This is a genomic window from Methylobacterium sp. EM32 (genome assembly GCF_040593685.1).
Lineage (GTDB): Bacteria > Pseudomonadota > Alphaproteobacteria > Rhizobiales > Beijerinckiaceae > Methylobacterium.
In genome coordinates this window covers 1-23,586 of sequence record NZ_JBEXZS010000251.1, presented here as the reverse complement: position 1 = coordinate 23,586, position 23,586 = coordinate 1, and the positions used below count along the sequence as shown (strand labels likewise).

At 70.6% G+C, this 23,586-nt stretch carries 21 protein-coding genes; 10 read left to right on the top strand and 11 right to left on the bottom strand.

Annotation, left to right across the window (positions count from 1 at the left end; all coding sequences use genetic code 11):
- Together ABZT49_RS31550 and bchF are read right to left on the bottom strand one after the other, a co-directional pair.
- Positions 1 to 1,275 carry a ferredoxin:protochlorophyllide reductase (ATP-dependent) subunit N gene (locus ABZT49_RS31550; RefSeq protein ID WP_355292213.1) on the bottom strand — a complete coding sequence of 425 codons (1,275 nt, stop codon included), beginning with the start codon at positions 1,273 to 1,275 and terminating at the stop codon, positions 1 to 3.
- The gene (gene bchF / locus ABZT49_RS31545; RefSeq protein WP_355292211.1) at positions 1,272 to 1,763 is read right to left on the bottom strand and encodes a 2-vinyl bacteriochlorophyllide hydratase; all 492 of its coding nucleotides are present in this window, start codon (positions 1,761 to 1,763) and stop codon (positions 1,272 to 1,274) included. Before bchF ends, ABZT49_RS31550 begins: the two co-directional genes overlap by 4 nt.
- 269 nt (positions 1,764 to 2,032) lie before the next feature.
- Between bchF and ABZT49_RS31540 the strand changes: the two genes are divergently transcribed.
- The 8 genes from ABZT49_RS31540 to ABZT49_RS31505 all read left to right on the top strand — a co-directional run bounded on the left by ABZT49_RS31540 (position 2,033) and on the right by ABZT49_RS31505 (position 10,670).
- Positions 2,033 to 2,920: a cobalamin B12-binding domain-containing protein gene (locus tag ABZT49_RS31540; RefSeq protein WP_355292209.1), complete on the top strand. Its 888-nt coding sequence runs from the start codon at positions 2,033 to 2,035 to the stop codon at positions 2,918 to 2,920.
- Positions 2,921 to 3,000: 80 nt separating this feature from the next.
- Positions 3,001 to 4,413 carry a transcriptional regulator PpsR gene (ppsR, locus tag ABZT49_RS31535; RefSeq protein ID WP_355292207.1) on the top strand — a complete coding sequence of 471 codons (1,413 nt, stop codon included), beginning with the start codon at positions 3,001 to 3,003 and terminating at the stop codon, positions 4,411 to 4,413.
- 176 nt (positions 4,414 to 4,589) lie between these two features.
- Complete coding sequence (gene chlG, locus ABZT49_RS31530; protein WP_355292205.1) at positions 4,590 to 5,516, top strand: chlorophyll synthase ChlG; 927 nt, start codon at positions 4,590 to 4,592, stop codon at positions 5,514 to 5,516.
- Positions 5,513 to 6,853 (top strand): BCD family MFS transporter, encoded by a 1,341-nt coding sequence (locus ABZT49_RS31525; protein ID WP_355292203.1) that lies wholly within the window; start codon positions 5,513 to 5,515, stop codon positions 6,851 to 6,853. The genes chlG and ABZT49_RS31525 overlap by 4 nt, the downstream gene beginning before the upstream one ends.
- 50 nt (positions 6,854 to 6,903) lie before the next feature.
- Positions 6,904 to 8,088 (top strand): geranylgeranyl diphosphate reductase, encoded by a 1,185-nt coding sequence (locus ABZT49_RS31520; protein ID WP_355292201.1) that lies wholly within the window; start codon positions 6,904 to 6,906, stop codon positions 8,086 to 8,088.
- Positions 8,085 to 8,573 carry a TspO/MBR family protein gene (locus ABZT49_RS31515; RefSeq protein WP_355292199.1) on the top strand — a complete coding sequence of 163 codons (489 nt, stop codon included), beginning with the start codon at positions 8,085 to 8,087 and terminating at the stop codon, positions 8,571 to 8,573. The genes ABZT49_RS31520 and ABZT49_RS31515 overlap by 4 nt, the downstream gene beginning before the upstream one ends.
- A gap of 246 nt (positions 8,574 to 8,819) precedes the next feature.
- Positions 8,820 to 9,089: a hypothetical protein gene (locus ABZT49_RS31510; RefSeq protein WP_355292197.1), complete on the top strand. Its 270-nt coding sequence runs from the start codon at positions 8,820 to 8,822 to the stop codon at positions 9,087 to 9,089.
- A gap of 18 nt (positions 9,090 to 9,107) precedes the next feature.
- A complete protein-coding gene (locus ABZT49_RS31505; protein ID WP_355292195.1) occupies positions 9,108 to 10,670 on the top strand; it encodes a cytochrome c in 1,563 nt (520 codons plus the stop codon).
- A gap of 86 nt (positions 10,671 to 10,756) precedes the next feature.
- Here ABZT49_RS31505 and ABZT49_RS31500 read toward each other — a convergent pair whose 3' ends face one another.
- The 4 genes from ABZT49_RS31500 to ABZT49_RS31485 all read right to left on the bottom strand — a co-directional run bounded on the left by ABZT49_RS31500 (position 10,757) and on the right by ABZT49_RS31485 (position 15,930).
- The gene (locus tag ABZT49_RS31500; RefSeq protein WP_355292194.1) at positions 10,757 to 11,359 is read right to left on the bottom strand and encodes a heme-binding protein; all 603 of its coding nucleotides are present in this window, start codon (positions 11,357 to 11,359) and stop codon (positions 10,757 to 10,759) included.
- A 5-nt stretch (positions 11,360 to 11,364) separates the two neighbouring features.
- Positions 11,365 to 12,015: an NAD(P)H-binding protein gene (locus ABZT49_RS31495; RefSeq protein WP_355292192.1), complete on the bottom strand. Its 651-nt coding sequence runs from the start codon at positions 12,013 to 12,015 to the stop codon at positions 11,365 to 11,367.
- Positions 12,016 to 12,479: 464 nt separating this feature from the next.
- Positions 12,480 to 13,196 (bottom strand): PhoH family protein, encoded by a 717-nt coding sequence (locus tag ABZT49_RS31490; protein ID WP_093570027.1) that lies wholly within the window; start codon positions 13,194 to 13,196, stop codon positions 12,480 to 12,482.
- Between the two features lie 394 nt (positions 13,197 to 13,590).
- On the bottom strand, positions 13,591 to 15,930 hold the full coding sequence (locus ABZT49_RS31485) for a UvrD-helicase domain-containing protein (RefSeq protein WP_355292190.1): 2,340 nt from the start codon (positions 15,928 to 15,930) through the stop codon (positions 13,591 to 13,593).
- 148 nt (positions 15,931 to 16,078) lie between these two features.
- Between ABZT49_RS31485 and ABZT49_RS31480 the strand changes: the two genes are divergently transcribed.
- Complete coding sequence (locus ABZT49_RS31480) at positions 16,079 to 16,327, top strand: hypothetical protein (protein ID WP_355292188.1); 249 nt, start codon at positions 16,079 to 16,081, stop codon at positions 16,325 to 16,327.
- 75 nt (positions 16,328 to 16,402) lie between these two features.
- Here ABZT49_RS31480 and ABZT49_RS31475 read toward each other — a convergent pair whose 3' ends face one another.
- On the bottom strand, positions 16,403 to 16,966 hold the full coding sequence (locus tag ABZT49_RS31475; protein ID WP_355292186.1) for a thioesterase family protein: 564 nt from the start codon (positions 16,964 to 16,966) through the stop codon (positions 16,403 to 16,405).
- Positions 16,967 to 17,193: 227 nt separating this feature from the next.
- Here ABZT49_RS31475 and ABZT49_RS31470 point away from each other — a divergent pair, with 227 nt between their 5' ends.
- The gene (locus ABZT49_RS31470; protein ID WP_355292184.1) at positions 17,194 to 18,612 is read left to right on the top strand and encodes an FAD-linked oxidase C-terminal domain-containing protein; all 1,419 of its coding nucleotides are present in this window, start codon (positions 17,194 to 17,196) and stop codon (positions 18,610 to 18,612) included.
- A 249-nt stretch (positions 18,613 to 18,861) separates the two neighbouring features.
- On the opposite strand, the gene ABZT49_RS31465 is transcribed toward ABZT49_RS31470, so the two are convergent.
- From ABZT49_RS31465 to ABZT49_RS31450, 4 genes are all read right to left on the bottom strand, one after another.
- On the bottom strand, positions 18,862 to 19,155 hold the full coding sequence (locus ABZT49_RS31465) for a GIY-YIG nuclease family protein (RefSeq protein ID WP_355292182.1): 294 nt from the start codon (positions 19,153 to 19,155) through the stop codon (positions 18,862 to 18,864).
- Between the two features lie 146 nt (positions 19,156 to 19,301).
- The gene (locus tag ABZT49_RS31460) at positions 19,302 to 19,886 is read right to left on the bottom strand and encodes a L,D-transpeptidase (protein ID WP_355292180.1); all 585 of its coding nucleotides are present in this window, start codon (positions 19,884 to 19,886) and stop codon (positions 19,302 to 19,304) included.
- A 125-nt stretch (positions 19,887 to 20,011) separates the two neighbouring features.
- On the bottom strand, positions 20,012 to 22,288 hold the full coding sequence (locus tag ABZT49_RS31455) for a CDC48 family AAA ATPase (RefSeq protein WP_355292178.1): 2,277 nt from the start codon (positions 22,286 to 22,288) through the stop codon (positions 20,012 to 20,014).
- 160 nt (positions 22,289 to 22,448) lie between these two features.
- On the bottom strand, positions 22,449 to 23,348 hold the full coding sequence (locus ABZT49_RS31450; RefSeq protein ID WP_355292176.1) for a metallophosphoesterase: 900 nt from the start codon (positions 23,346 to 23,348) through the stop codon (positions 22,449 to 22,451).
- Between the last annotated feature and the right edge of the window lie 238 nt (positions 23,349 to 23,586).

Here is a 23,586-nt window from a genome sequence, read left to right as displayed (position 1 = left end):
CTAGCCCTCCAGCCGCGCGCGGCGGGCAAGCGGTCGGGTGAACAGACCGGCGAGGTCGCCGGCCTGCTCGTAGCCCTGGATCGGGGTGAACAGCAGCTCGATCGACCACTTGGTCGCGAGGTCTTCGGCCTCGAGCGGGTTGGCGAGGCCGAGGCCGCAGACCGTGAGGTCGGGCCGCGCCGCCCGGCAGCGGTCGAGCTGGTCGTCGAGGCTCTGCCCCTCCGTCACCGCCGTGCCGTCGGGCAGGAGCGCCAGGTCCTCGGCGAGGTGGCCGCGATGCAGGTAAGGCGTGCCGACCTCGATCAGCTCCGCCCCCATCTCCCGCGACAGGAAGCGGGCGAGCGGCACTTCGAGCTGCGAATCGGGGAAGAAGAACACCCGGCGGCCCGAGAGCGCGGCGCGATGCGCCTGGAGCGCCCGCGCGGCCCGGGCCCGGCCGGCCTCGGTCGCCGCGACGACGCGCGACGGCGGGATCCCGAAGGCGCGGGCGGCGGCTGCCAGCCACAGGGTCGTGCCCTCGGCGCCGAGCGGGAACGGCGCCGCGATGCGGATGGCCCCCCGGTTCTCCAGGGCACGCGCCGTGTCGGTGAGGAAGGGCTGGGCGAGGAGGTAGCGGGTGTTCGGGCCGACCGGCGCCCGGTCCGCGGCCCGCCGCCCGGGCAGGAAGCGCACGTCGCCGATGCCGAGATCGTGAAAGAGCCGCGCGAACTGGTCCTCGACCACGTCCGCGAGCGCCCCGACGACGAGGAGCGATTCATCGCGTCCGCGCGGCAGATCCGGGACGAGGGAGGCGAGGCAGGCATCCTCTCCTTGCGTGAACGTCGTCTCGATGCCGCTGCCGGAATAGCTGAGCACCCGCACGTCCGGGGCGAAGCTGGCGGAGAGCCGCGTCGCGGCGCGGCCGAGATCGAGCTTGATCACCTCGGACGGGCAGGAGCCGACGAGGAACAGGAGCTTGATGTCGGGCCGGCGCTCCAGCAGGCGGCGCACCACCCGGTCGAGTTCCTCGTGCGCGTCGGCGAGGCCGGCGAGGTCCCGCTCCTCGATGATCGCGGTGGCGAAGCGCGGCTCGGCGAAGATCATCACCCCGGCGGCCGACTGGATCAGGTGCGCGCAGGTGCGCGAGCCGACCACCAGGAAGAACGCGTCCTGGATCTTGCGATGCAGCCAGACGATGCCGGTCAGCCCGCAGAACACCGCCCGCTGGCCGCGCTCGTGGCGGATCTCGGGGCCGCACGGGACTGGCGATGCGAGGGGGGTGGCGAGCGCCGTCATCGGGCGGCCCCCACGGCGTAGACGGGGGCCTGCAGCCGGGCGGCCCGCAGCTTGAGCAGGAACTGGCCGGCATTGACGAGGTAGGCGGCGTAAGCGGCGAGTGCCAGGAGCATCAGCCCGGCGGTGCCGAGAGCCCCCGTCGCCAGCGCCACGAGGTAGGCGGTGTGGAGGGCCAGCACCAGCATGCTGACCACGTCCTCCCAGTAGAAGGCCGGGGCGAAGAGGTAGCGCCCGAACACCGCCTTCTCCCACAGGGAGCCGGTGACCATGATCGCGTAGAGCGCGAGGGTCTTCGCCACCACCGAGGCGTTGGCGAAAGCAGCCCCCTCCCCGGTTGCGAGCGTGCGGGAGACGAGGGCGAGGCTGACGAGGAAGATCGCGAATTGCAGCGGCGCCAGTACCCCCTGGACCAGGGTCCAGGGCGAGGCGTCCCGGCGGCGGCGCTCGGCCTCGCTGTAGAGAAACGGCCGGTCCGTGGACGTCGCCATCGCGCCTGCCCTCACCTGTCCGACCCGCATTGGCTGCGGATGCCGATGGAGGAAGCCTAGGGCCGGCAGCGGCAGAGTGTCAACCTAAGTTGACAGTTGGTTGTGATGACAATCCGCGGAGGGGTTCGCGAATGCGCCTTGCGGCAGAACGCCGGAGATGTATCCTAGAATGAATCCGGATGACGCCGCCCCACATCGGCGCTCCCAGGGTAGAATACCCGACACAAGGGCGAGAAAACCCGATTTTCCTGAGCATCGGGGAGGTGCCGGTGGGAGATCAAGCACAGTCCGGCATGGTGTCCGGCAACAGGCCGGCTCCTCGTGACCGGGCTTTCCATGATCGGCCGTCCCTCGATATAAACTCCGGGGGAGTACATAGGAACCTACGCTGGCGGGACGACCTCGCGCAGGTCGTCGAGGCCGAGATCATCCCGCGGCTGATGCTCGCCCATCGCAGCGAGCGAACGCCGCGCGGTCTTCCCGCCCGCCTGAGCGGGACCGACGACATCGGTCGCCTCGGCGCCCTGCTGCTGCTGCCCGAGGACCGGGACGTGCTGGCGGAGATCCGCGGCCTGATCGCGGACGGCATGGCCCTCGAGGAGGTGCTGACCGGGCTCCTCGCCCCCACCGCCCGGCATATCGGACGACTGTGGGAGGAGGATGTCTGCGACTTCGTCCAGGTGACGACCGCGATGGCGCGGCTGCGCCGCCTCGTCCACGACCTGGAAACGCTCTGCCTCGACCCGCAGCCGGTCGATCCGGCGAGCCGGCGGGTCCTGCTCGTGCCCGCGCCGGGCGAGACCCACACATTCGGGCTGACGCTGGCGGCCCATTTCTTCGCCGAGGCCGGCTGGGAGGTGACGACGAGCTTCGACGCCCACCTCGCCGACGCCCTGGAGCGCCTCCGGGCCGAGTGGTTCGACGTGATCGGCCTGTCGCTCTCCTGCGACGTCTGCCTCGACCGGCTGGTCGCGGCGGTGCCGGTGCTGCGGCGCGCCTCGCGCAACCGCGACCTGCAGGTGATCGTCGGCGGGCCCGCCTTCCACGGCCGGCCCGACCGAATCCGGCTCGCCGGCGCCGACGCGGCTGTCGACGATGCGCGCGATGCGCCCGGAATCGTGCAAAGCTTGCTTGATCTGCGGATTAGAGCCTGCTGAAAGACCTGTTCGATGCGGTCGGCGTGTGTTGGTGACCCTTGAACAGACCCCTGAGCCCTGCTGCGAAGGAACCGTTCGCGGTGCTGCGAGACGCCGTCTCCCGCCTCGATCCCCGGATGACGGGCAGCCTCGTCGCTGCCGCCAGCGACGTGTCCCTCGTCGTGGACGGCGAAGGCGTGATCCGCGACGCCGCCTTCGGCGCCGACGGGCTGTCCGAGGAGGCGGGAGAGAGCTGGCTCGGCCGGCGCTGGATCGACACCGTGACGGTGGAGAGCCGGCCGAAGGTCCTGAGCCTGATCGAGGACGCCGCGCCCGACGCCGTCACGCGCTGGCGCCAGGTCAACCACCCCTCCGCGCAGGGCGGCGTGGACGTGCCGATCCGGTACGCGGCGCTCCGCTTGCCCGACGACGACCGCATCATCGTGATCGGCCGGGACCTCCGGGCGCTCTCGGCCCTGCAGCAGCGCCTGACCGAATCGCAGCAGGCGCTGGAGCGCGACTATGCCCGCCTGCGCAGCGCCGAGACCCGCTACCGGGTGCTGTTCCAGCTCGCCGGCGAACCGATCCTGATCGTCGATGCGGGCACGCGCCGCGTCACCGAGATCAACCCGGCCGCCGCCCGGCTCCTCGGCCGGGCGGTCAAGCGCATCGTCGGGCGCGACCTGATCGACCTGTTCGAGCCCGAGGGCGCCCGCGCGGTCCAGGCGTTGCTCGTGGGCCTGCGCCTCACCGGCCAGGCCGAGGACCTCACCGCCCGCCTCGCCCAGCGGCGCGGTGAGGCGCGGGTCTCCGCCACCCTGTTTCGCGAGGAGGCCGGGATGAACATCCTGGTGCGCCTCGCCGCCCTCAACCCGGCCCCGCACCCGGCAGCACCGCGCTCGGGTGCCCTCGAGGTGATCGAGGCGATGCCCGAGGGCTTCGTCGTCACCGACCGCGACCGGCGCATCATCGGCGCCAACGCCGCCTTCCTCGACCTCGCCCAGCTCGCCACCGAGCATCAGGCCAAGGGCGAATCGCTCGAGCGATGGCTCGGGCGCGAGGGCACCGAGATCGCCGCCCTGTTCACCACGCTCGCCGAGCACGGCTCGGTGCGCCACTTCGCCACCGTGGTGCGGGGCGAGTTCGGCGCGCTCGACGAGGTCGAGGTCGCGGCGGTCTCGGTCCCGGGCGGCGACCGGCCCTGCTTCGGCTTCACCCTGCGCACCCTGCCCCGCCGCGTCGCCGCCGTGGCAACCGGCGGGCGCGAATTGCCGCGCTCGGTCGAGCACATGACCGAGCTCGTCGGCCGCGTCTCGATGAAGGCGCTGGTGCGCGAGACCACCGACCTGATCGAGCGCCTGTGCATCGAGGCGGCCCTGCGCATCACCCACGACAATCGTGCCTCGGCGGCCGAGATGCTGGGTCTCAGCCGGCAGGGCTTCTACGCCAAGATGCGCCGCTACGGTCTCGGCGACCTCGACGGGACGGAAGAGGCGGATGATGGCGGGGAATGATGTGCAGTCTGGATTGCGCATCATTCCCCGCGCGCGCCGTGCCTTGAGCCAGGCTGGTCCCCGCATGGCGATCGCAACCGGTTGAACAACGCGTGAGCGCGCACGTCTTCGCGACGAGGCGCGCGAGAGTGTAAAGCGCGCTTGACACTCGCCCGGGGCCGTCCCACCCTCGCGGCATGACGACCGAGCCCCTGACCAAGCCCCTGATCGCGCCCCCGGCGGTTCCGGCGCCCCGGGCGCTTCTGGAACTGCTCAAGCCGATCACCTGGTTCGCCCCGATGTGGGCCTTCGCCTGCGGGGTGGTCTCCTCGGGAAGCCCGGTCCAGGGGCGCTGGCCCGTGGTGATCGCCGGCATCCTGCTCGCGGGGCCACTGGTCTGCGCCACCAGCCAGGCGGCGAACGACTGGTTCGACCGGCACGTCGACGCCATCAACGAGCCGAACCGGCCGATCCCGTCGGGCCGCATCCCCGGCCGCTGGGGCCTCTATGTGGCGATTGCCTGGACGCTCCTGTCGCTCGCGGTCGCCGCCCTGCTCGGGCCCTTCGTGCTCGGCGCCGCGGTCTTCGGGCTCACCCTCGCCTGGCTCTACAGCGCGCCGCCGGCGCGGCTGAAGCGCGACGGCTGGTGGGGCAACGCAGCCTGCGGCCTCTGCTACGAGGGCCTGCCCTGGTTCACCGGCGCCGCCGTGATGGGCAGCGCCCTGCCGGACGGGCGGATCATCGGACTCGCCCTCCTCTACAGCCTCGGCGCCCACGGCATCATGACCCTCAACGACTTCAAGTCGATGGAGGGCGACCGGCGCACCGGCATCCGCTCGCTTCCGGTCCAGCTCGGCGCCGACCGGGCCGCCCGCCTCGCCTGCTGGGTCATGGCGGCGCCGCAGGCGGTGGTGGTGATCCTGCTGCTGGCCTGGGGGGCGCCCTGGCACGCCGCCCTCGTCGCCGCCCTGCTCGCCGGCCAGGGCCTGCTGATGCGTCGCTTCCTCGGCGATCCGAACCGATGGGCCGCCTGGTACAACGGCACCGGCACGCTGCTCTACGTGCTCGGCATGCTCACCGCGGCGCTCGCCCTGCGTGGAAGTCTTGTGGGGGGCCTCGCATGAGCGGCCCGGCGACCTTCGGCTGGGGCACCATCGTCCGCCTCGGCCTCGTCCAGACCGCGCTCGGCGCCATCGTGGTGCTCATCACCTCGACCCTCAACCGCGTGATGGTGGTGGAGCTGGCGCTGCCGGCCGCCCTGCCCGGCGGGCTGGTGGCGCTGCACTACGCCGTGCAGGTGCTGCGCCCGCGCTGGGGCTACGGCTCGGATCTCGGCCGCCGCCGCACGCCCTGGATCGTCGGCGGCATGGCGCTCCTGGCGCTCGGCGGCGCCGGCGCCGCCCTCGGCACGGCGCTCGTCGCGAGCCATCCGGCGGCGGGCTTCGGGCTCCTGGTCGCGTCCTTCCTCGCCGTCGGCATCGGAGTCGGGGCGGCGGGCACCTCGCTGCTCGTGCTGCTCTCCACCGGCGTCGCGCCCCATCGCCGGGGGGCTGCCGCGACGATCGTCTGGATCATGATGATCGCCGGCTTCGTCGTCACCGCGCCGACCGCCGGGCACCTGCTCGATCCGTTCTCCGGGCCCCGCCTCGTTGCGGTCTCGAGCGGCGTGTCGCTGATCGCCTTCCTGGTGGCGCTCGGCGCACTCTGGGGCGTCGAGCCGGCGCGGATCCCCGCCTCCACCGCTGCCGAAGGCGCGCCGCCGCGGCCCTTTGCGCGCGTCCTCGCCGAGGTCTGGGCCGAGCCGGAGGCGCGCCGCTTCACGGTCTTCGTCTTCCTGGCGATGCTCGCCTACAGCGCGCAGGAGCTGATCCTCGAACCCTTCGCCGGCCTCGTCTTCGCGCTGTCGCCGGGCGCCACCACCAAGCTCTCGGGCCTGCAGAATGGCGGGGTGCTCGCCGGCATGATCGTCGTCGCCCTCGTCACCGCCAACGGGCGCGGGCCGCTCGCCTCCTTGCGCCTGTGGACCGTCACCGGCTGCCTCGGCTCGGCCGCCGCGCTCGCGGCGATCGCGGCCTGCGGCTATGCCGGGCCGGACGTCCCCCTGCGGTCCTGCGTCGTCGGGCTCGGCCTGTTCAACGGCATCTTCGCGGTGGCGGCGATCGGCCAGATGATGGCGCTCGCCGGCAGCGGCGGCGCGCCCGACGGCGAGCGCCGCCACGGCACCCGCATGGGGGTGTGGGGCGCCGCCCAAGGCGTCGCCTTCGGACTCGGCGGCTTCCTCGGCGCGGCGGGCGTCGACCTCGCGCGGCTGGCCTTCGGCACCGTGGTGCCGGCCTACGCGCTGGTGTTCGTCACGGAGGCCGCGCTGTTCCTGCTCGCTGCCTGGCTGGCCACCCGGATCGGGCGGCCGGAGCGGGGTGCGCGGACGGTCGGGACGCTGTCGGTGCGGCACGCGGTCTAAGAACAATCCCGGCCGCCATCAACCGGCCCGGACAACCCGGAGGCACGGCCATGGACGAGAAAATCGTCGACGCGGTGGTGGTGGGAGGGGGACCGGCCGGGGCGACGGCGGCGACCGATCTCGCGCGGCTCGGGCGCCGGGTCGTGCTGCTCGACCGGGCCGGGCGCATCAAGCCCTGCGGCGGTGCGATCCCGCCGCGGCTGATCCGCGACTTCGCCATCCCCGACGACCTGCTGGTGGCGAAGATCCGTTCCGCCCGCATGGTGTCGCCGCGGGACCGCGCAGTCGACATGCCGGTCGGCGAGGGCTTCGTCGGCATGGTCGACCGGGGGCCGTTCGACGAGTGGCTGCGAGTGCGCGCAGGTTTGGCCGGCGCCGAGCGGGTGACCGGCACCTACCTGCGCCTCACCCGCGCGGGTGACGGCCCGGTCACGGTGCATTACCGGGATGCGGAGGGCGGCGAGGCGACGATCCGCACCCGCCTCGTCATTGGGGCGGACGGCGCCAATTCGGCCGTCGGGCGCCAGGAGATCCCGGCGCACGGCAAGATGCGGCAGGTCTTCGCCTACCACGAGATCGTGCGCACGCCCCCCGCCGGCGCGGAGACGATCGAGGCGACGCGCTGCGACGTCTACTACCAGGGCGTCCTGTCGCCGGATTTCTACGCCTGGATCTTCCCGCACGGCGACACGCTCAGCATCGGCACCGGCAGCGCCCGCAAGGGGTTCTCGCTGCGCGGCGCGGTCGGACGGCTTCGTGCCGCCACCGGTCTCGATCTCGGCGAGACGATCCGGCGCGAGGGCGCACCGCTGCCATTGAAGCCGCTCTCCCGCTTCGACAACGGCCGCGACGTGCTGCTCACCGGCGACGCCGCCGGCCTCGTCGCCCCGGCCTCGGGCGAGGGCATCTATTACGCGATGTTCGGCGGGCGCCTCGCCGCGGAAGCGGCCCACGACTTCCTCGCCACCGGCAAGGCCCGCGCGCTTGCGCAGGCGCGGCGGCGCTTCCTCAAGGCGCATGGCCGGGTGTTCTGGATCCTGCGGCTGATGCAGGGCGTCTGGTACCGCAACGACGCGTTGCGCGAGCGCTTCGTCAGCATCTGCCGCGACCCCGACGTGCAGTCGCTCACCTGGGACGCCTACATGAACAAGGAACTGGTGCGGGCGAAGCCCGCAGCACATGCGCGGATCTTCTTCAAGGACCTCGCCCACCTCTTCCGCTGGGTCTCGCCGTGATCGACGCTCTCGGCGGGCGCTGGGGCCCGATCGTGGTGGCGGCTGTCTCGGCCATCGTGGTGGCGGCGGCGGGCGCCTGGCTCACCACGCTGGGTCCCTGGTACCGCTCCTTGCAGGTGCCGTCCTGGAAGCCGCCCGACTGGGCGTTCGGCCCGGTCTGGACCACGATCTTCACGCTGGCTGCCATCGCCGGCGTGCTGGCCTGGAACGCGGCGCCGGAGGGGCCCGAACGGGTCTGGCTGCTGGCCGCCTTCGCGGTGAACGGCGCCCTCAACATCGCCTGGAGCGGCGTGTTCTTCCGCCTGCAGCGGCCGGACTGGGCGCTGATCGAGGTGGCGGCCCTGTGGCTGTCGGTGGCCGTGCTAATCCTGGTGGTGGGGCGCCATACCGGCCTCGGCGCGCTGCTCCTCGTGCCCTACCTCGTCTGGGTCGGGACCGCCGCGATGCTCAACTGGTCGATCGTGCGGCTGAACGGGCCGTTCTGATCCACCTCACGCAGCATCCGCCGGGTTCGGTGCAGATCCGGTGTGTCCGGCACCGGACCCGTTGCTCGGGTCGCGAAAAATTCGATCGCTTGAGACCGGATCGCCGCAGATGCGACATCGTGAACCGTGGGGCGATTTCGGCGAACGCCACCCTATGTCCCGAGTTTGCAGAACTGGACTCTCCCGTCTGCTCGGTGATTTCCCCGATCGACTGCGCATCATCGATGCGGTCAGGAGGATTGACGCGTGCCGGACCTCCTCGCCAGCGGCCATATCGTCGACGCCGCGCTGCTCATCGTCGCCGCGGAGGCCGTCCTGATCGTCCTGTGGCGACGCCGGGGCGGCCCCGGGCGGGGGGCGCTCCTCATCAACCTCGCTTCGGGCGCCTGCCTGATGGTGGCCCTGCGCGCCGTGCTCGCGGGTGCGTCCGGATACTGGCTCGCCGCCGCGCTCGCGGGGGCGGGCGCCGCCCATGTCGCCGATCTCTGGCTGCGGCTGCGCTCCGCCGCCCGCTAATTCTTCGGAGGAAGCCCCATGCGTCGCAAGCAAGTCACCCGTCGTCGCACGCTCACCGCCCTGCTCGGCTCCAGCGCTCTCGCCCTCGCGGCCGGCACGGCACTGGCGCAGCCGGCCTCGTCCGACCTCGTGGAGAAGGGCCGCTATCTCGCGACGGCCGGCGACTGCGTCGCCTGCCACACCGCGCCGGGCGGCAAGCCCTATGCGGGCGGCCTCTACATCAATTTTCCGGGCGGCATCGGCAAGCTCGCGACGCCGAACATCACGCCGGACAAGGAGACCGGCATCGGCAACTGGAGCGATGACGACTTCAAAAAGGCCCTGCACCAGGGGATCACCAAGAGCGGCAGCTACCTCTACCCCGCCTTTCCGTTCCCCTGGTACACCCGCCTGTCCGACGAGGACGTGGCGGCGATCAAGGCCTACCTGTTCTCGCTCGAACCGGTGAACGCGCCGCGCAAACCCACCGACATCGCCTTCCCGTTCAGCATCCGCGAGGGGCTGCTCGCCTGGCGCCTCGCCTTCTTCACCGAGGGGCGCTTCAAGCCCGACCCGAAGGCGAGCGAAGAGGTCAATCGCGGCGCCTACCTGGTCGAGGGCCCGGGCCATTGCGGCGCCTGCCACAACGGCAGCAAGCTCGTCGGCGCCTCGCAATGGAGCGGCTACCTCGAGGGCGGCACGATCGATGGCTGGTACGCGCCGAACCTCTCGGGCGACGACAAGGAGGGCCTCGGCAAGTGGAGCGAGGACCAGCTCACGACCTACCTCAAGACCGGCGCCGCCCCGGGCCGCGCCGGCGTCGTCGCCGGGCCGATGCGCCAGGTGATCGAGGAGAGCCTGAGCAAGATGACGGACGCGGACGTGCGCGCCATCGCGGTCTACCTCAAGACGCTGGCGCCCAAGCCGACCTACACGCCCGACGTGAAGTCCGACTTCAAGTCGGCCTCCGCGGCGCCGGGCGCCGACACCTACCTCAACCGCTGCGTCGCCTGCCACCGGCCGGACGGCCAGGGCATGCCGGGCGCGATCCCGGCGCTCGCCGGCAACGGCGCGGTGCTGGCCAAGGGCCCGGAGACGGTGATCCGGGTGATCCTCGGCGGCCTCGACGCCAAGGGCGAGTACGCGGCGATGCCGGCGGTCGGCGTCGGCATGACCGACGCGGAGATCGCCGACGTCACGAACTACGTCCGCCAGACCTTCGGCAACCAGGCCCCGCCGACCGCCGAGCCCGGCCAGGTGGCGACGTTGCGCAAGGAGACCCAGACGATGCTCGCCGGCAACGCCCCCTGCGAGACCGTCTCGAACCCGACGCTCGCCGAGGCGCTGAAGACCGCGGATGCGGCGGGCCAGCTCAAGGACCTGAAGGCCGAGCAGATGCTGCCCCGCGTCGCGACCCTGCTGCCGGCCGTGCGCCAGGCCGCGCCGCAGGCGAGTTCGGCCGATCTCGTCAACGGGCTGACCGCCACCTTCTGCCAGGTCGCCGACCACGACAAGACCGGCCTCGATTGGCCGACGACGCTCGGCAGCTTCTCGGGCGTGGTCTACGGACAGCTGAAGAGTCCGAGCCGGGCCGAGAAGTAGTCGGCGACGGGGGGCCGGCGTCCGTCCCCCCAACGTTTGTCGCCGGTTCCCGGAGAGCTTGCCCGGCGCCTCGCGGGACGGGACCCTTACCCGCCGAGCCGCACCGCCACCTCGTTGCGCCGCAGGAACGGAAGCGCGAAGGGCGGGTCGTATCCCATGAAGAACGGTGGCGCGGCCGGGGACCGGCCGGCGGCCCGCAACACCTCGGTCAGGATGCGCTCCTGCTCGGCGCGGGCCTCCGGCGTGATGCGGCCGGAGAAGCGGAGCGCCGCGATCCGCTCCGGCGGTACCTCGACGAGGCGAACGCCGGGCTCGGTCGGCTGCGGTGCGCCGGCGGCCGCGACGGCGTGCGGCAGGAAGAACCGCATCGTGCCGCCCGTCCCCTGCTCCACCGGCACCGTCATGGCGATGCGCTGGCCGCCGGCTTCCACCGGCGCCGTCATGGCGATGCGGTCGCCGGCCTGGTTCGCCCCGGTGATGTAGCGAAACAGGCGCCCGAACGCCTCGCCGTCGCCCTGGCCGCGCGAATCGGTCTCGACCGCGAGTCGCGGCTCGTAGGCGCGGATCTCGACGCCGTGGTCGAGCCGCTCGACCACCGCGTAGCGGGGCTGGTCGTAGAACGCGCGGATCCCGAACACCCCGAGGACCGATTCGATCAGCGTGACGGCGTAGTAGAGGATCTTGTCCATGGAAGTCAGAGCGGTAGCGGGTGGTGGATCAGCACGACGGCGCGCCCGACATGGTCGCCGCTCGCGATCTCGCGGGTGATGAACTGCGCCACGTCCGCCCGGGCGATCAGCCCGTTCTTCCACGAGGACGGCCGGTCGAGCACCTGATAGCGCCCGGTCGCGGGCCCGCCGGTGAGCACGCCGGGGCGGACGAGGGTCCAGTCGAGCCCGCTCTGGCGGATCCGGATCTCTTGGGCGTCCTTGTCGTCGTAGGCGCGGCCGAAGACGAGGCGGAACGGCAAGCGCTGCAGCGGGCTGATCGCCGCGCGGCTATCGCCGGTGCCGAAGCCGGTGACCGCAACCAGCCGGCGCACGCGCGCCTTCTCCATCGCCGGCACGAGCACGTTGGTCGCGTCCGAGAACAGCCGCACCGGCCCGAACAGGTCGCGGAACGGCACGCCGAGGGCCTGGACCACGGCATCGACCCCGTCGAGTGCGGCCGTGACGTCGGCCGTCGACAGGGCATCGCCGGGGAAGCGTTCGAGATCCGGATCGGACAGGTCGATCTTGTTCGCCGAGCGGGCGAAGGCCCGCACCCGGTGCCCCGCGGCGAGAGCCGCCTTGACCGTCTCCAGGCCGATGCCCTGGCTGGCGCCGATGACGAGGAGGTGGGGCATGGAGGCGTCCTGGGGGGAGCGAAGGAGTCGGTCGACCCTAGGAAGCGTTCGGGCGCGCGATGGTTGCTGGCGCTGGGGCAGATTCCGCCACGGGCGCGGCCGTTGCGGCAATAGGCCCCGGACGTCAATCGCCGAGGAATGCCCAGCCGCATAACTCCATCCATCCCACTCACGACCTCATCCTGAGGCGCGACCGCAGGGAGCCTCGAAGGAGGCCTCCAGAAGCCTCCGTGATCACTGGAGGCCTCCTTCGAGGCCTCCGCTTCGCTCCGGCACCTCAGGATGAGATCGTGAGTGGGATGGATGGGATGTCGCAGCCGACGGTTAGGCGCTCAGAATCCTAGAGCCCAGTTTTGCGGGTCACGCAGTTGATCAAGCTTCGAGGCAGATACTCGAAATCGTTCTCTGTGCCGTTCTCTATTCGAAGCCTGCCCGGCTTCTCCAGCCGGGCAGGCAGCACAACCTCACACCCGCGCTTCCTCGAACGCCCGCACCCACTCGGCGCAGATCCCCGAGCGCACGATGTCGTCCAGGCCGAACTCGACGATCGGGATCGGCATCATCCGGCTCTTGACCAGGTGAATGACCGTGCGCAGCCCCGAGGTCTCGCGCAGGTCGGTCTGCGAGACGTCGCCGTTGATGATGACCTGGGTGTCGTCGCCGATCCGGGTCAGGAACATCTTGATCTCGGCGGGGGTGGTGTTCTGGGCCTCGTCGAGGATCACCAGGCAGTTCTTGAAGGTGCGGCCGCGCATCACCTCGAACGGCACAACCTCGATGTCGCCGGCCTTGACGGCGATCTCGAAGGCGCCTTCGCCCATGCGCTCCTTCATGGTCTCGGTGAGGGGGGCGACCCAGGGGGCGATCTTGTCCTCGAGGGTGCCGGGGAAGAAGCCGAGGGAGCGGCCGGAGGGCACGTTCGGCCGGGTGATCACCACCTTGGCGACGCGACGCTGGCGCAGCTGGTCGGCGGCGCGGGTGCCGGCGATGTAGGTCTTGCCGGTGCCAGCGGGACCGAGGACGATAACTTGCGGGTGGGACCCGAGGGCTTCCAGATACTCGGCCTGACGGGCCGTCATCGGCTGGATCGGTGGCGGGTTGCGCTCTTCCTCGAAGCGCGTGCGGTGCACGCGAATCGGGCGGTCGTCAACCAGTTCAAGTCGTGCGCGTCGTCTCTTCACGGATCAACACTCCCACTGGACTTGCGGTGCCGATATTGGTGTGCCCTCTCGTGTCCCTGATCTCCTGTGTTCTTGTGACGATTCAAAGCCTCGCGGGCCGCAACGGTTCCGGTCGGGGTTGACGCAGGCGGTGGACAAGTCCGCCCGCTTCGCCTGACAAGGTAAGCAGCCGATGATGAACGAGCAATTGTCGCGCCGCACCATGCCCCTGCGAAACCGGCAGGGACGCGGAAGGGGCGACGGATTGTGATGAAAACCACACAGAGGTGGAGGGGGTGGGCGCGGAAGCGGTACGGGCGACGGCGGGGCGGGCGATGAGGACGGGGTCGCCGGATGAGATCGCCACCTGATCGCCGCTCCCGGTTGGTCCGCGGACGGTGCCCGCGGGACCGCTTCAGCCCGGCTGGACGAAGCTGTCGAGGACCATCTTCCGGCCGGCCTTGTCGAAGTCAACGGTGAGCTTGTTGCCGTCGACGGCCGCCACCGAGCCCGGTCCGAATTTGGTGTGGAAGATGCGCGCGCCCGGCTCGAAGGCCGACGGCGTGATGGATTTCGCCACCAGCGTGCCCTCGATCTGCTGCGGCCCGCGCCGGCCGGGCGAATTGTTCCGCCCTCCGCCGCCGAACCGGTCCTGAGCGGCGGTCTGGGCCTGGGCCCGCTGCCAGCCGGGGGTGGAATAGGACGAGCCGAAGGCCGGGGCCTGCCGGTCGAAGCGCGACGGCCCCTGCGAGAAGCTCGCCGGCGCGTCGAGCACCGCGACGCTCGCCTCGGGCAATTCGTCGATGAAGCGGCTCGGCACCGTCGACGACCACAGGCCGTGGATGCGCCGGTTGACCGCGAAGGAGATCTTGGCGCGCTTGCGCGCCCGGGTCAGGCCGACATGGGCGAGGCGCCGTTCCTCCTCCAGGCCGGCCCGCCCGCTCTCGTCGAGGGCGCGCTGGTTCGGCATCAGGCCGTTCTCCCAGCCGGGCAGGAACACGGTGTCGAATTCCAGGCCCTTCGCCGCGTGGAGCGTCATCAGGCTCACCCGGTCGCCGCCCTCGGCCTCGTTGGCGTCCATCACCAGGGAGACGTGCTCGAGGAATCCGGCGAGGTCCGGGAACTCCTCCATCGAGCGCACCAGCTCCTTCAGGTTCTCCAGGCGGCCGGCGGCGTCGGCGGTGCGCTCCTTCTGCCACATCTCGGTGTAGCCGGATTCCTCCAGGATCGTCTGGGCCACCTCGGTGTGCGGCTGGTCCTCCAGGAGCTTGGCCCAGCGGGAGAAGCTCTGGCACAGGGCGCGCACCGTGGAGCGGGGCTTCGGCTTCAGCTCCTCGGTCTCGCTCATCATGCGGGCGGCCTGGAGCAGCGGCACCTTGGCGCGGCGGGCGAGCCCGTGCAGGGCCTGGAGCGTCGCGTCGCCGAGGCCGCGCTTCGGCGTGTTGAAGATCCGCTCGAAGGCGAGGTCGTCGGAGCCGTTGGCGACGATGCGGAGATACGCCAGCGCGTCGCGGATCTCGGCCCGCTCGTAGAAGCGCGGGCCGCCGACCACCCGGTAGGGCAGGCCGAGCTGGACGAAGCGGTCCTCGATCTCGCGCATCTGGGCCGAGATGCGCACCAGCACGGCGATCTCGGCGAGCTTGTGGCCCTTGGCCTGCAGGCTCTCGATCTCCTCGCAGACGAGGCGCGCTTCTTCTTCCGAATCCCAGGCGCCGGTGACCGTGACCTTCTCGCCCTCCGGGCTGTCGGTGCGCAGGGTCTTGCCCAGCCGGCCCTCGTTATGGGCGATCAGCACCGAGGCGGCGACCAGGATATGGCCGGTCGAGCGGTAGTTGTTCTCCAGCCGCACCACCAGGGCACCCGGGAAGTCGTGCTCGAAGCGCAGGATGTTGTCGACCTCGGCGCCGCGCCAGCCGTAGATCGACTGGTCGTCGTCGCCGACGCAGGCGACGTTGCGGTGGCCCTGGGCGAGGAGGCGCAGCCAGAGGTACTGGGCGACGTTGGTGTCCTGGTACTCGTCGACCAGGATGTAGCGGAAGCGCTGCTGATAGTTGGTCAGCACGTCCGGATTCTCGCGCCACAGCCGCAGGCAGAGCAGCAGCAGGTCGCCGAAATCGACCGCGTTGAGCGACTTCAACCGCTCCTGGTAGGCGGCGTAGAGCCCGCCCCCCTTGCCGAAGCCGAAGGCCGAGGCCTCGCCCGCCGGCACCTGCTCAGGCGACAGGCCGCGATTCTTCCAGCCGTCGATCGTGCCGGCGAGGCTGCGCGCGGGCCAGCGCTTCTCGTCGAGATCGGCCGCGGCGATCACCTGTTTCAGGAGCCGCAGCTGGTCGTCGGTGCCGAGGATGGTGAAGTCGGAGCGCAGGCCGACCAGCTCGGCGTGGCGGCGCAGGATCTTGGTGCCGATGGCGTGGAAGGTGCCGAGCCACGGCATCCCCTCCCCGGCCGGGCCGATCAGCGCGCCGATGCGCTCCTTCATCTCCCGGGCGGCCTTGTTGGTGAAGGTCACCGCCAGGATGTCGAAGGGCCGGGCGCGCCCGGTCGAGATCAGGTGGGCGATGCGGGTCGTCAGCACCCGGGTCTTGCCGGTGCCGGCGCCGGCCAGCACCAGGACCGGGCCCTCCGTCGCCTCGACGGCGCGGCGCTGCTCGGGATTGAGCCCCGTGAGGTAGGAGGCGTCCTGCGGCACCACCGCGGCGCGGGCGCGGGCGGAGATCGAGATGGGGGCAGTCCCGTCCGGGATGTCGCGAGTCATGCCCGCATCACTGGACCAAAACGCGAACGGCGTCGAGGGTGGGTCGCGCATCCCTCTTTCACCAAGCGCCGAAACCCTTGCACCGGAACCTTGCAGGGGTCCCGGCGTCGTCTCCCACGGACAGGCCCTCGCTATGACAAGGATTCCGATGCGCGCCCACAGCCTCCTGATCCTGGCGCTCGCCGCCGCGCCGCTCCCGGCGCTGGCGCAGAACCAGGTTCCCGCCAACCGCTCCCAGCAGGCCGTCGAGGGGATCAACCGCTCGATCACGTCCGGTGCCGAGACGCGGAGCATCCAGCAGCAGAACCGGTTCGAGACCAACCAGCTTCAGGGGCAGATCCGGAGCCAGCAGGCCACACCGCCGCCGCCCGCGCCGATCGTGGTCCCGCGGCGCTGACGCCGGACTGCTAGTTCGGCGGCGCTGCCGCGCCGTATGGCCGGTTTTGTGGCACCGACGCGCCGGGCCCGGGCCTCAGTGCCTGACCCGCGCGCCGGCAGCCGCGAAGGCGATCGCCTCCGGCCGCGGATGGCTGCGGTCCGGGATGCCGATCACCCGACCGAGATCGTCGGGCCGCGGCAGCCGGGCATGCGAGCCGAGCATGACCGAGAGATTGGCCTGGATGTCCTCCGGGAACGGCGCCACGCGCCGCGTCACCGGGTCGACGTGGAGGGACAGGTTCTCCGAGGTGGCGGCGACCCAGCCTTCGGTGGCGTGGCGGATCTCGGAATAGAAGTGGATCCGCTTCTCATCGAAGGCGATGAGCTGCAGCGTCACCCGCACCGGGTCGTCGAGGACCAGTTCGCGGCGATAGCGCACATGGACCTCGGCGGCGAAGGTCGTACCGCGTCCGGTTTCCATATAGTCGGGCCCGAGGCCGACCACGCCGAACGCCTCGTCCACCGCCCGGTCGAATAGGACATGGTAATAGGCCATGTTCAGGTGGCCGTTGTAATCGATCCAGCCCGGCTCGATCACCATCGTGGACGACACGAACGGCGCGAAGAAGAAGACCGAGGCGGGACGGTCGTCAGCCATTGTGGGGCTCCCGGTGAGCGCAAGCGGGATGACAAGGGCGCCCTGGGACGTACCACGCTTGGGGAAGGGATGCATCCCCGGATGCGTTGCACCTTGGGGCAAGGTGTCAGCCCCGGAGCGCACTTCTCCGTGACCGGGCGCCCGGATATGCCGGCCGGGACACGGCTGCTAGAGTGGCCGGCAAAAGGCCGGTCCGTCCGGTCGCCACACCGTCCGGGAGATCCGCCATGAACGCCCCAAGCCCTGTTCCGACCCGCGAGCGCCCGTCCCCGGAGACCGTCGAGGCGGTCATCCGCGAGTTGACCGCGCTCTTCGGCAACCGCGTCGTCACCTCGCAGGCGGTGCGGGAGCAGCATGCCAGCACCCTGACCTGGGTCGCCAACCAGCCGCCGGACGCGGTGGTCTATGCCGAGAGCACCGAGGACGTGCAGGCGGTGGTGCGGGTCTGCGCCGCCCACAAGATGCCGGTCGTCGCCTTCGGCACTGGCACCTCGCTCGAGGGCCACGTCAACGCGCCGTTCGGCGGCATCTCGATCGACATGAACGGGATGAACAAGGTGCTGGCGGTCCATGCCGAGGACCTCGACTGCGTGGTCCAGCCCGGCGTGACCCGCAAGGCGGTGAACGAGCACCTGCGCGACCAGGGCCTGTTCTTCCCGATCGATCCGGGCGCCGACGCCTCGCTGGGCGGCATGGCGGCGACCCGCGCCTCGGGCACCAACGCGGTGCGCTACGGCACGATGAAGGACAATGTTTTGTCGCTCACCGCCGTGATGCCGAACGGCGACGTCGTCCGCACCAGCCCACGCGCGCGCAAGACCTCGGCCGGCTACGACCTCACCCGGCTGCTGGTGGGCTCGGAGGGCACCTTCGGCATCATCACCGAGTTGACCCTCAAGCTCGCCGGCATCCCGGAGGCGATCTCCGCCGGCGTGTGCCCGTTCCCGAGCATCAAGGCGGCCTGCGACGCGGTCATCGTAACGATCCAGTCCGGCCTGCCGGTGGCGCGGATCGAGCTCCTCGACGAGGTCCAGGTCGCGGCCTGCAACGCCTACTCGAAGCTGACCCTGCCCGAGACCCCGCTGCTGCTTGTCGAATTTCACGGCACGGATGCGAGCGTGCGCGAGCAGGCCGAGCGCTTCGGCGAGATCGCGGCGGAGTTCGAGGGCGGTCCCTACGAGTGGGCGACGAAGCCGGAGGACCGCACCCGGCTGTGGCAGGCCCGCCACGACGTCTACTGGGCGGCGGTCGGCATGCGGCCGGGCGCGCGGGTCATCGCCACCGACGTCTGCGTGCCGATCTCGCGGTTGGCTGAGTGCGTCGACGCGACGAAGCGCGACATCGTCGAGACCGGGATCACCGCGCCGATCGCGGGCCATGTCGGCGACGGCAACTTCCACACCTCGCCGCTCGTCATGATGGACGATCCCGACGAAATCGCCCGGGTCACCGGCTTCATCGAGCGTCTGGTCGCCCGCGCCATCGCCATGGAGGGCACCTGCACCGGCGAGCACGGCATCGGCCAGAAAAAGATGCGCTTCATGGAGCTGGAGCACGGGCCGGAAGCGCTGAACCTGATGCGGACGCTGAAGCGGGCGATCGATCCGGACAACATCATGAATCCGGGGAAGGTTGTAGCGGTTTAGGCGGCCCGCCTTCCACGACAAGATCGAGCTTGTAGGCGGACATTCGTCATAAGGCTCTCCCTTTCCCGGACGACTGAAACGAAGTGGAAGGAGATCCGGGATCCAGCGCAAAAAGTCGCGAAGCGTCTTTATGTCTGCAACGGTGCAGCATACAGAGCCGCTTCGCGGCACTTCTTATGCTGGATCCCGGATCTCCTTCCGCTTCGCTTCAGTCGTCCGGGAAAGGGGCGGTGTGGAAGTGCGACGAGCTCAGCTGTTGAAGTCTACTGACAAATCACGCCATTCCGGGTTCATTGCCTCGATCAGCGAGATTCTCCAGGCGCGGCGCCATTTCTTGAGCGCGTATTCGCAGTGGCGAGCTTCAGTGACGAGGTCGTACTGCTCGTACCAGACCAGGTTCAGCACACCGTAGCGCGTCGTGAACCCAGGCGTATAAGCCTGCTGATGCTCATAAAGGCGCCGGCACAGATCAACCGTCGATCCGAGATAGAGCGTGCCGTTGCGCCCGCTCGCCAGCATGTAGACGAAGCCGCCCTTCGCCATTCGCGCACCGCCCTTTCCCGGACGAGAGCGGCGTAAGCGGAAGGAGATCCGGGATCCAGCATGAGAAGTGCCGCGAAGCGGCTCGATATGTCGGCACAAACGCCGACATGGCCGCTTCGCATCCGGACAACCCGGAAGAACGAACCCTACGGCAGCACCACCACCTTCGTCCCCACCTTCACGCGATCGTACAGATCGATCACGTCCCGGTTGGTCATGCGGATGCAGCCCGAGGACACGGCCGCCCCGATCGTCTCCGGCTCGTTCGAGCCGTGGATGCGGTAGAGCGAGGAGCCGAGATAGAGAGCGCGCGCGCCCAGCGGGTTGTCGTTGCCGCCGGCCATGTAGCGCGGCAGGTCGGGGCGGCGCTTGATCATCTGCTCCGGCGGGCGCCAGGAGGGCCACTCCTTCTTCATCGTCACGGTCTTGGTGCCAGCCCAGGAGAAACCCTCGCGGCCGACGCCGACGCCGTACTGCACGGCCTCCTGGTTCGGCAGGATGTAGTAGAGCCGGCGCTGGCTGGTCGAGATCACCACCGTGCCGGGCTTGTAGGGGCTGTTCCAGCCGATGGTCTGGCGCGGTACGCCCTGCTGGCGAAACACCGTGAGGAAGTCGGCGATCGGCCCGCGCTCGAGCAGGCTGATGGCGTGGGCTGGTGCCGCAAGGCTCAGCAGGGCGGTCGCCGCCAGAAGCGGCCTCAAGCAGCGCCGCGGCGCGGTCAGACGGGTCATGGTCCCCCTCCCGTTCGAAACAGATCGAACGGGTTGGCCGCCGGGCTGTGGCGAAAACAGGGCGGAAACAATCGCCGCCCGGCCCGTGATGCTAATCCGCCACAGGCCGGGGAGCACCTCCCGCTCTACTCCGCCGCTTGGCGCAGGGGCACGAAGCCGATCGGCTGGCGCTGCGGGCCCTCCTGCTTGAGGGTGCGCAGCATCGTCTCGTAATCCTGCTCCATCTCCGGCGTCACCGAGGCGCGGGTCTCACGGAGCGCCGCGTCGAAATGCGCTTGCGTCACCCGTTCGCTCGCCAGGTTCTCGCGGAGCGCCATCAGGCCGGCCCGGCGGGTCAGGTCCTCGAGGTCGGCGCCGGTGAAGCGGGTCGTGCGCTCGGCGAGCCCGTCGAGGTCGACGTCGTCGGCGAGCGGCATCGCGCGGGTGTGGATGCCCAGGATGTGGCGCCGCCCGGCGATGCTCGGCACCGGCACGTAGACCAGCTCGTCGAAGCGGCCGGGACGCAGAAGAGCCGGATCGACGAGGTTCGGCCGGTTGGTCGCGGCCATCACCACCACGCCCTGCAGTTCCTCCAGGCCGTCCATCTCGGCGAGGATGGTGTTGACCACCCGCTCGGTCACGGCGGGCTCGCCGAGGCCGCCGCCGCGAACGGGGGCGAGCGAATCAATCTCGTCGATGAAGATGACCGTCGGGGCGACCTGGCGGGCGCGGGCGAACAGGCGCGAGACCTGCTGCTCGGATTCGCCGTACCATTTCGAGAGCAGGTCGGAGGATTTGGTCGCAACGAAATTCGCCTGCGCCTCCCGGGCCACCGCCTTGGCGAGCAAGGTCTTGCCGGTGCCGGGCGGTCCGAACAGCAGAAAACCCTTGGCCGGGCGGATGCCGATACGGCGGAACGCCTCCGGGTTGCGCAAGGGCAGCTCGACGCCTTCGCGCAGCTTGGTCTGCACGTCGCCGAGGCCCCCGACATCGTCCCAGGTGACGTTCGGGACCTGGATCATGATCTCGCGGAGCGCCGAGGGCTGGACGCGCTTGAGGGCGTTCAAGAAATCCTCGCGGCAGACCTGGAGCTGCTCCAGGATCTCGTGCGGGATGCCCTCCTTGAGGTTGATCTGCGGCAGGACGCGGCGGAGCGCGTCCATCGCCGCCTCGCGGGCGAGCGCCGAGAGGTCGGCGCCGACGAAGCCGTAGGTTGTGCGGGCGATCTCGTCGAGGTCGACATTGTCCCCGAGCGGCATGCCGCGGGTGTGGATGGTCAGCACCTCGCGGCGGCCGGGCTCGTCGGGCACGCCGATGATGATCTCGCGATCGAAGCGGCCGGGGCGGCGCAGGGCTTCGTCGATGGCGTCGCGGCGGTTGGTGGCGCCGATCACCACGATGTTCTGGCGCGGCTCGAGGCCGTCCATCAGGGTGAGCAACTGGGCCACGATGCGCCGCTCGACCTCGCCGCGGACCTCCTCGCGCTTCGGGGCGATCGAGTCGATCTCGTCGATGAAGATGATGGCCGGCGCGTTGCGCTGCGCCTCGGAGAAGATCTGGCGCAGGCGCTGCTCGGATTCGCCGTACTGGCTACCCATGATCTCCGGGCCGGCGATGTGGAAGAACTGCGCCTCGGTCTCGTTCGCCACGGCGCGGGCGAGCAGCGTCTTGCCGGTGCCGGGAGGCCCGTAGAGCAGCACGCCCTTCGGGGGATCGATGCCGAGGCGCTGAAACAGTTCGGGATGGCGCAGCGGCAATTCCACCATCTCCCGCACCTGGTCGACGGTGGTGCCCAAGCCCCCGATGTCGTCGTAGGTGACGTCGGCGCGCCGCACCTCCTTCGGCTCTTCGTAGAGCGGGCGCAGCTCGACCTCGGTCTCGGCGGTGACCTGGACGATGCCGCGGGCCGGCTGGGTCGAGACCACGACGAGGCGGATCTCCTGCAGGCCGTAGGCCGGCAGGCTGAGCATCTGGCGCAGTTCCTCCGGCACCTCCTCGCGCTTGAAGCGCGAGGGCACCGAGGTCGAGATCACGTCGCCGGCGACCAGCGGCCGGCGGTAGAAGGTGCGGCGCAGGGCCTCGCCCGAGCCTTGCAGGCGCAGGTTCTTCTGGGCCGGGGCCAGCACCACCCGGGTCGCCGGGCGCACCTCGGCCTTGCGGATCTCGACGTGGTCGCCGGAGCCGACGCCGGCATTGACGCGCTGGAGGCCGTCGAGGCGGATGATGCTCAGGCCCTCGTCCTCCTGGCCCAACGCGATGGCGAGCGCCGTGGTGTGGCGCTTGCCGATGATCTCGATCGGCTGGCCCTCCTGGAGGCCGAGGCTCTGGAGCAGGGCCGCGCTGACCCGGGCGACGCCCCGGCCCACATCCTCGGCCCGCGCGTTCGCGACCTGCGCCCTCACGCCGCCTGCTTCGTCCGCCATCGGAGTGACCTCGCTCCTCGGGGCCGGGACGCGAAGCCCCGCCGCGGGCGGCCGCGCCGCCTCCCCTGCCGCACACCGGCGCCACCCGGAGAGCGGGGGCGCATCGGCGGGAGAACGCCCTCTCGCCTGAATTGTTGCGGCGCGGGTGAGGCCTTGGACCTCAGGCCTTGAGGGTCAGGGTACCGAGATCGCCCATCCCACCCTCGGGCAGGAGGCCGCGTAAGGTAGCGGTGAGGGAGTAGCCGGTGCCGGTACGCTCGATCTCATAGAGGTGGTAGCCGGCGCAGTGCTTGAGCGCGCCGCCGCGGGCGGAGGCCGAGGGCGCGCCGATCACCGGCACGCGCCGCCCGCCGGGCGCCATCAGGAAGGCGACCGAGCCGACATGGTTGTGGCCGTGCAGCACGAGGTCGGCGCCGACCCGGCCGATCATCGCCTCGAAGGCGTGGGCGTCGGTTAGGTTGCGCCCCGCCTTGGCGCCGCCGACATGGGGGGGATGGTGGATCATCACCACGCGGCACGGCCGCTCGGGCTCGGCGGCGAGATCCGACAGCAGCTTTTCGGCGGCCCGGATCTGCTCGGAGCCGAGGCGCCCGCTCGCCACGAAGGGCGCGGTCGGGATCGCCGAGGACAGGCCGACGAGGGCCAGCGGTCCGCGCCGGCGCAGATAGGGAAACGCCTTGTCGCGGCCGGCATCGTCCCGGGTCCAGGGCCCGACGGCGTCGAGGAGGCCTCTCAGCGAGCCGCGCACATAGGCGTCGTGGTTGCCGGGCACGAAGCTGACGAAGCCGGGCTCGCCTAAGCCCTCCATGAAGGTGCGGGCGGTGTCCCACTCGCTCGGCAGGCCGATGTTGCAGAGATCGCCCGTGCAGGCGATGTGGTCGGGCGCGGCTGCGCGCAGGTCGGAGACCAGAGCGGCCAGGATCTCCATGTCGTGGGTGAGCTTGCGGCCGCGGCTCCAGTTGACCCAGCCGGTGGCGCGCTTGCTCATCAGCTGGCGCAGGCGCGGGCGGGACAGGGGCCCGACATGCGGATCGGTGAGGTGGGCGAGGCGGAACGTCATCGAGGGCAGGAACGCATGAGATCGGATCGGGTCCAGTGCGCCGGGGTCGCGCGCGGTTCCCCCTGAAGCATTTTCCGACGAAGCGGATACCGGTTCGTCGCAGAAAATGCGGCAGAATCAAAGACCTAGAACACTGCCTGAGTAACCGGGGCAAAATCGCGGGCGGTCAGGCTGGTGAGGTCTGCCTGACCAAGTCTGCGAGAGGTGGGATGGGTGGCCCGTGATCGGGGATGCCGAG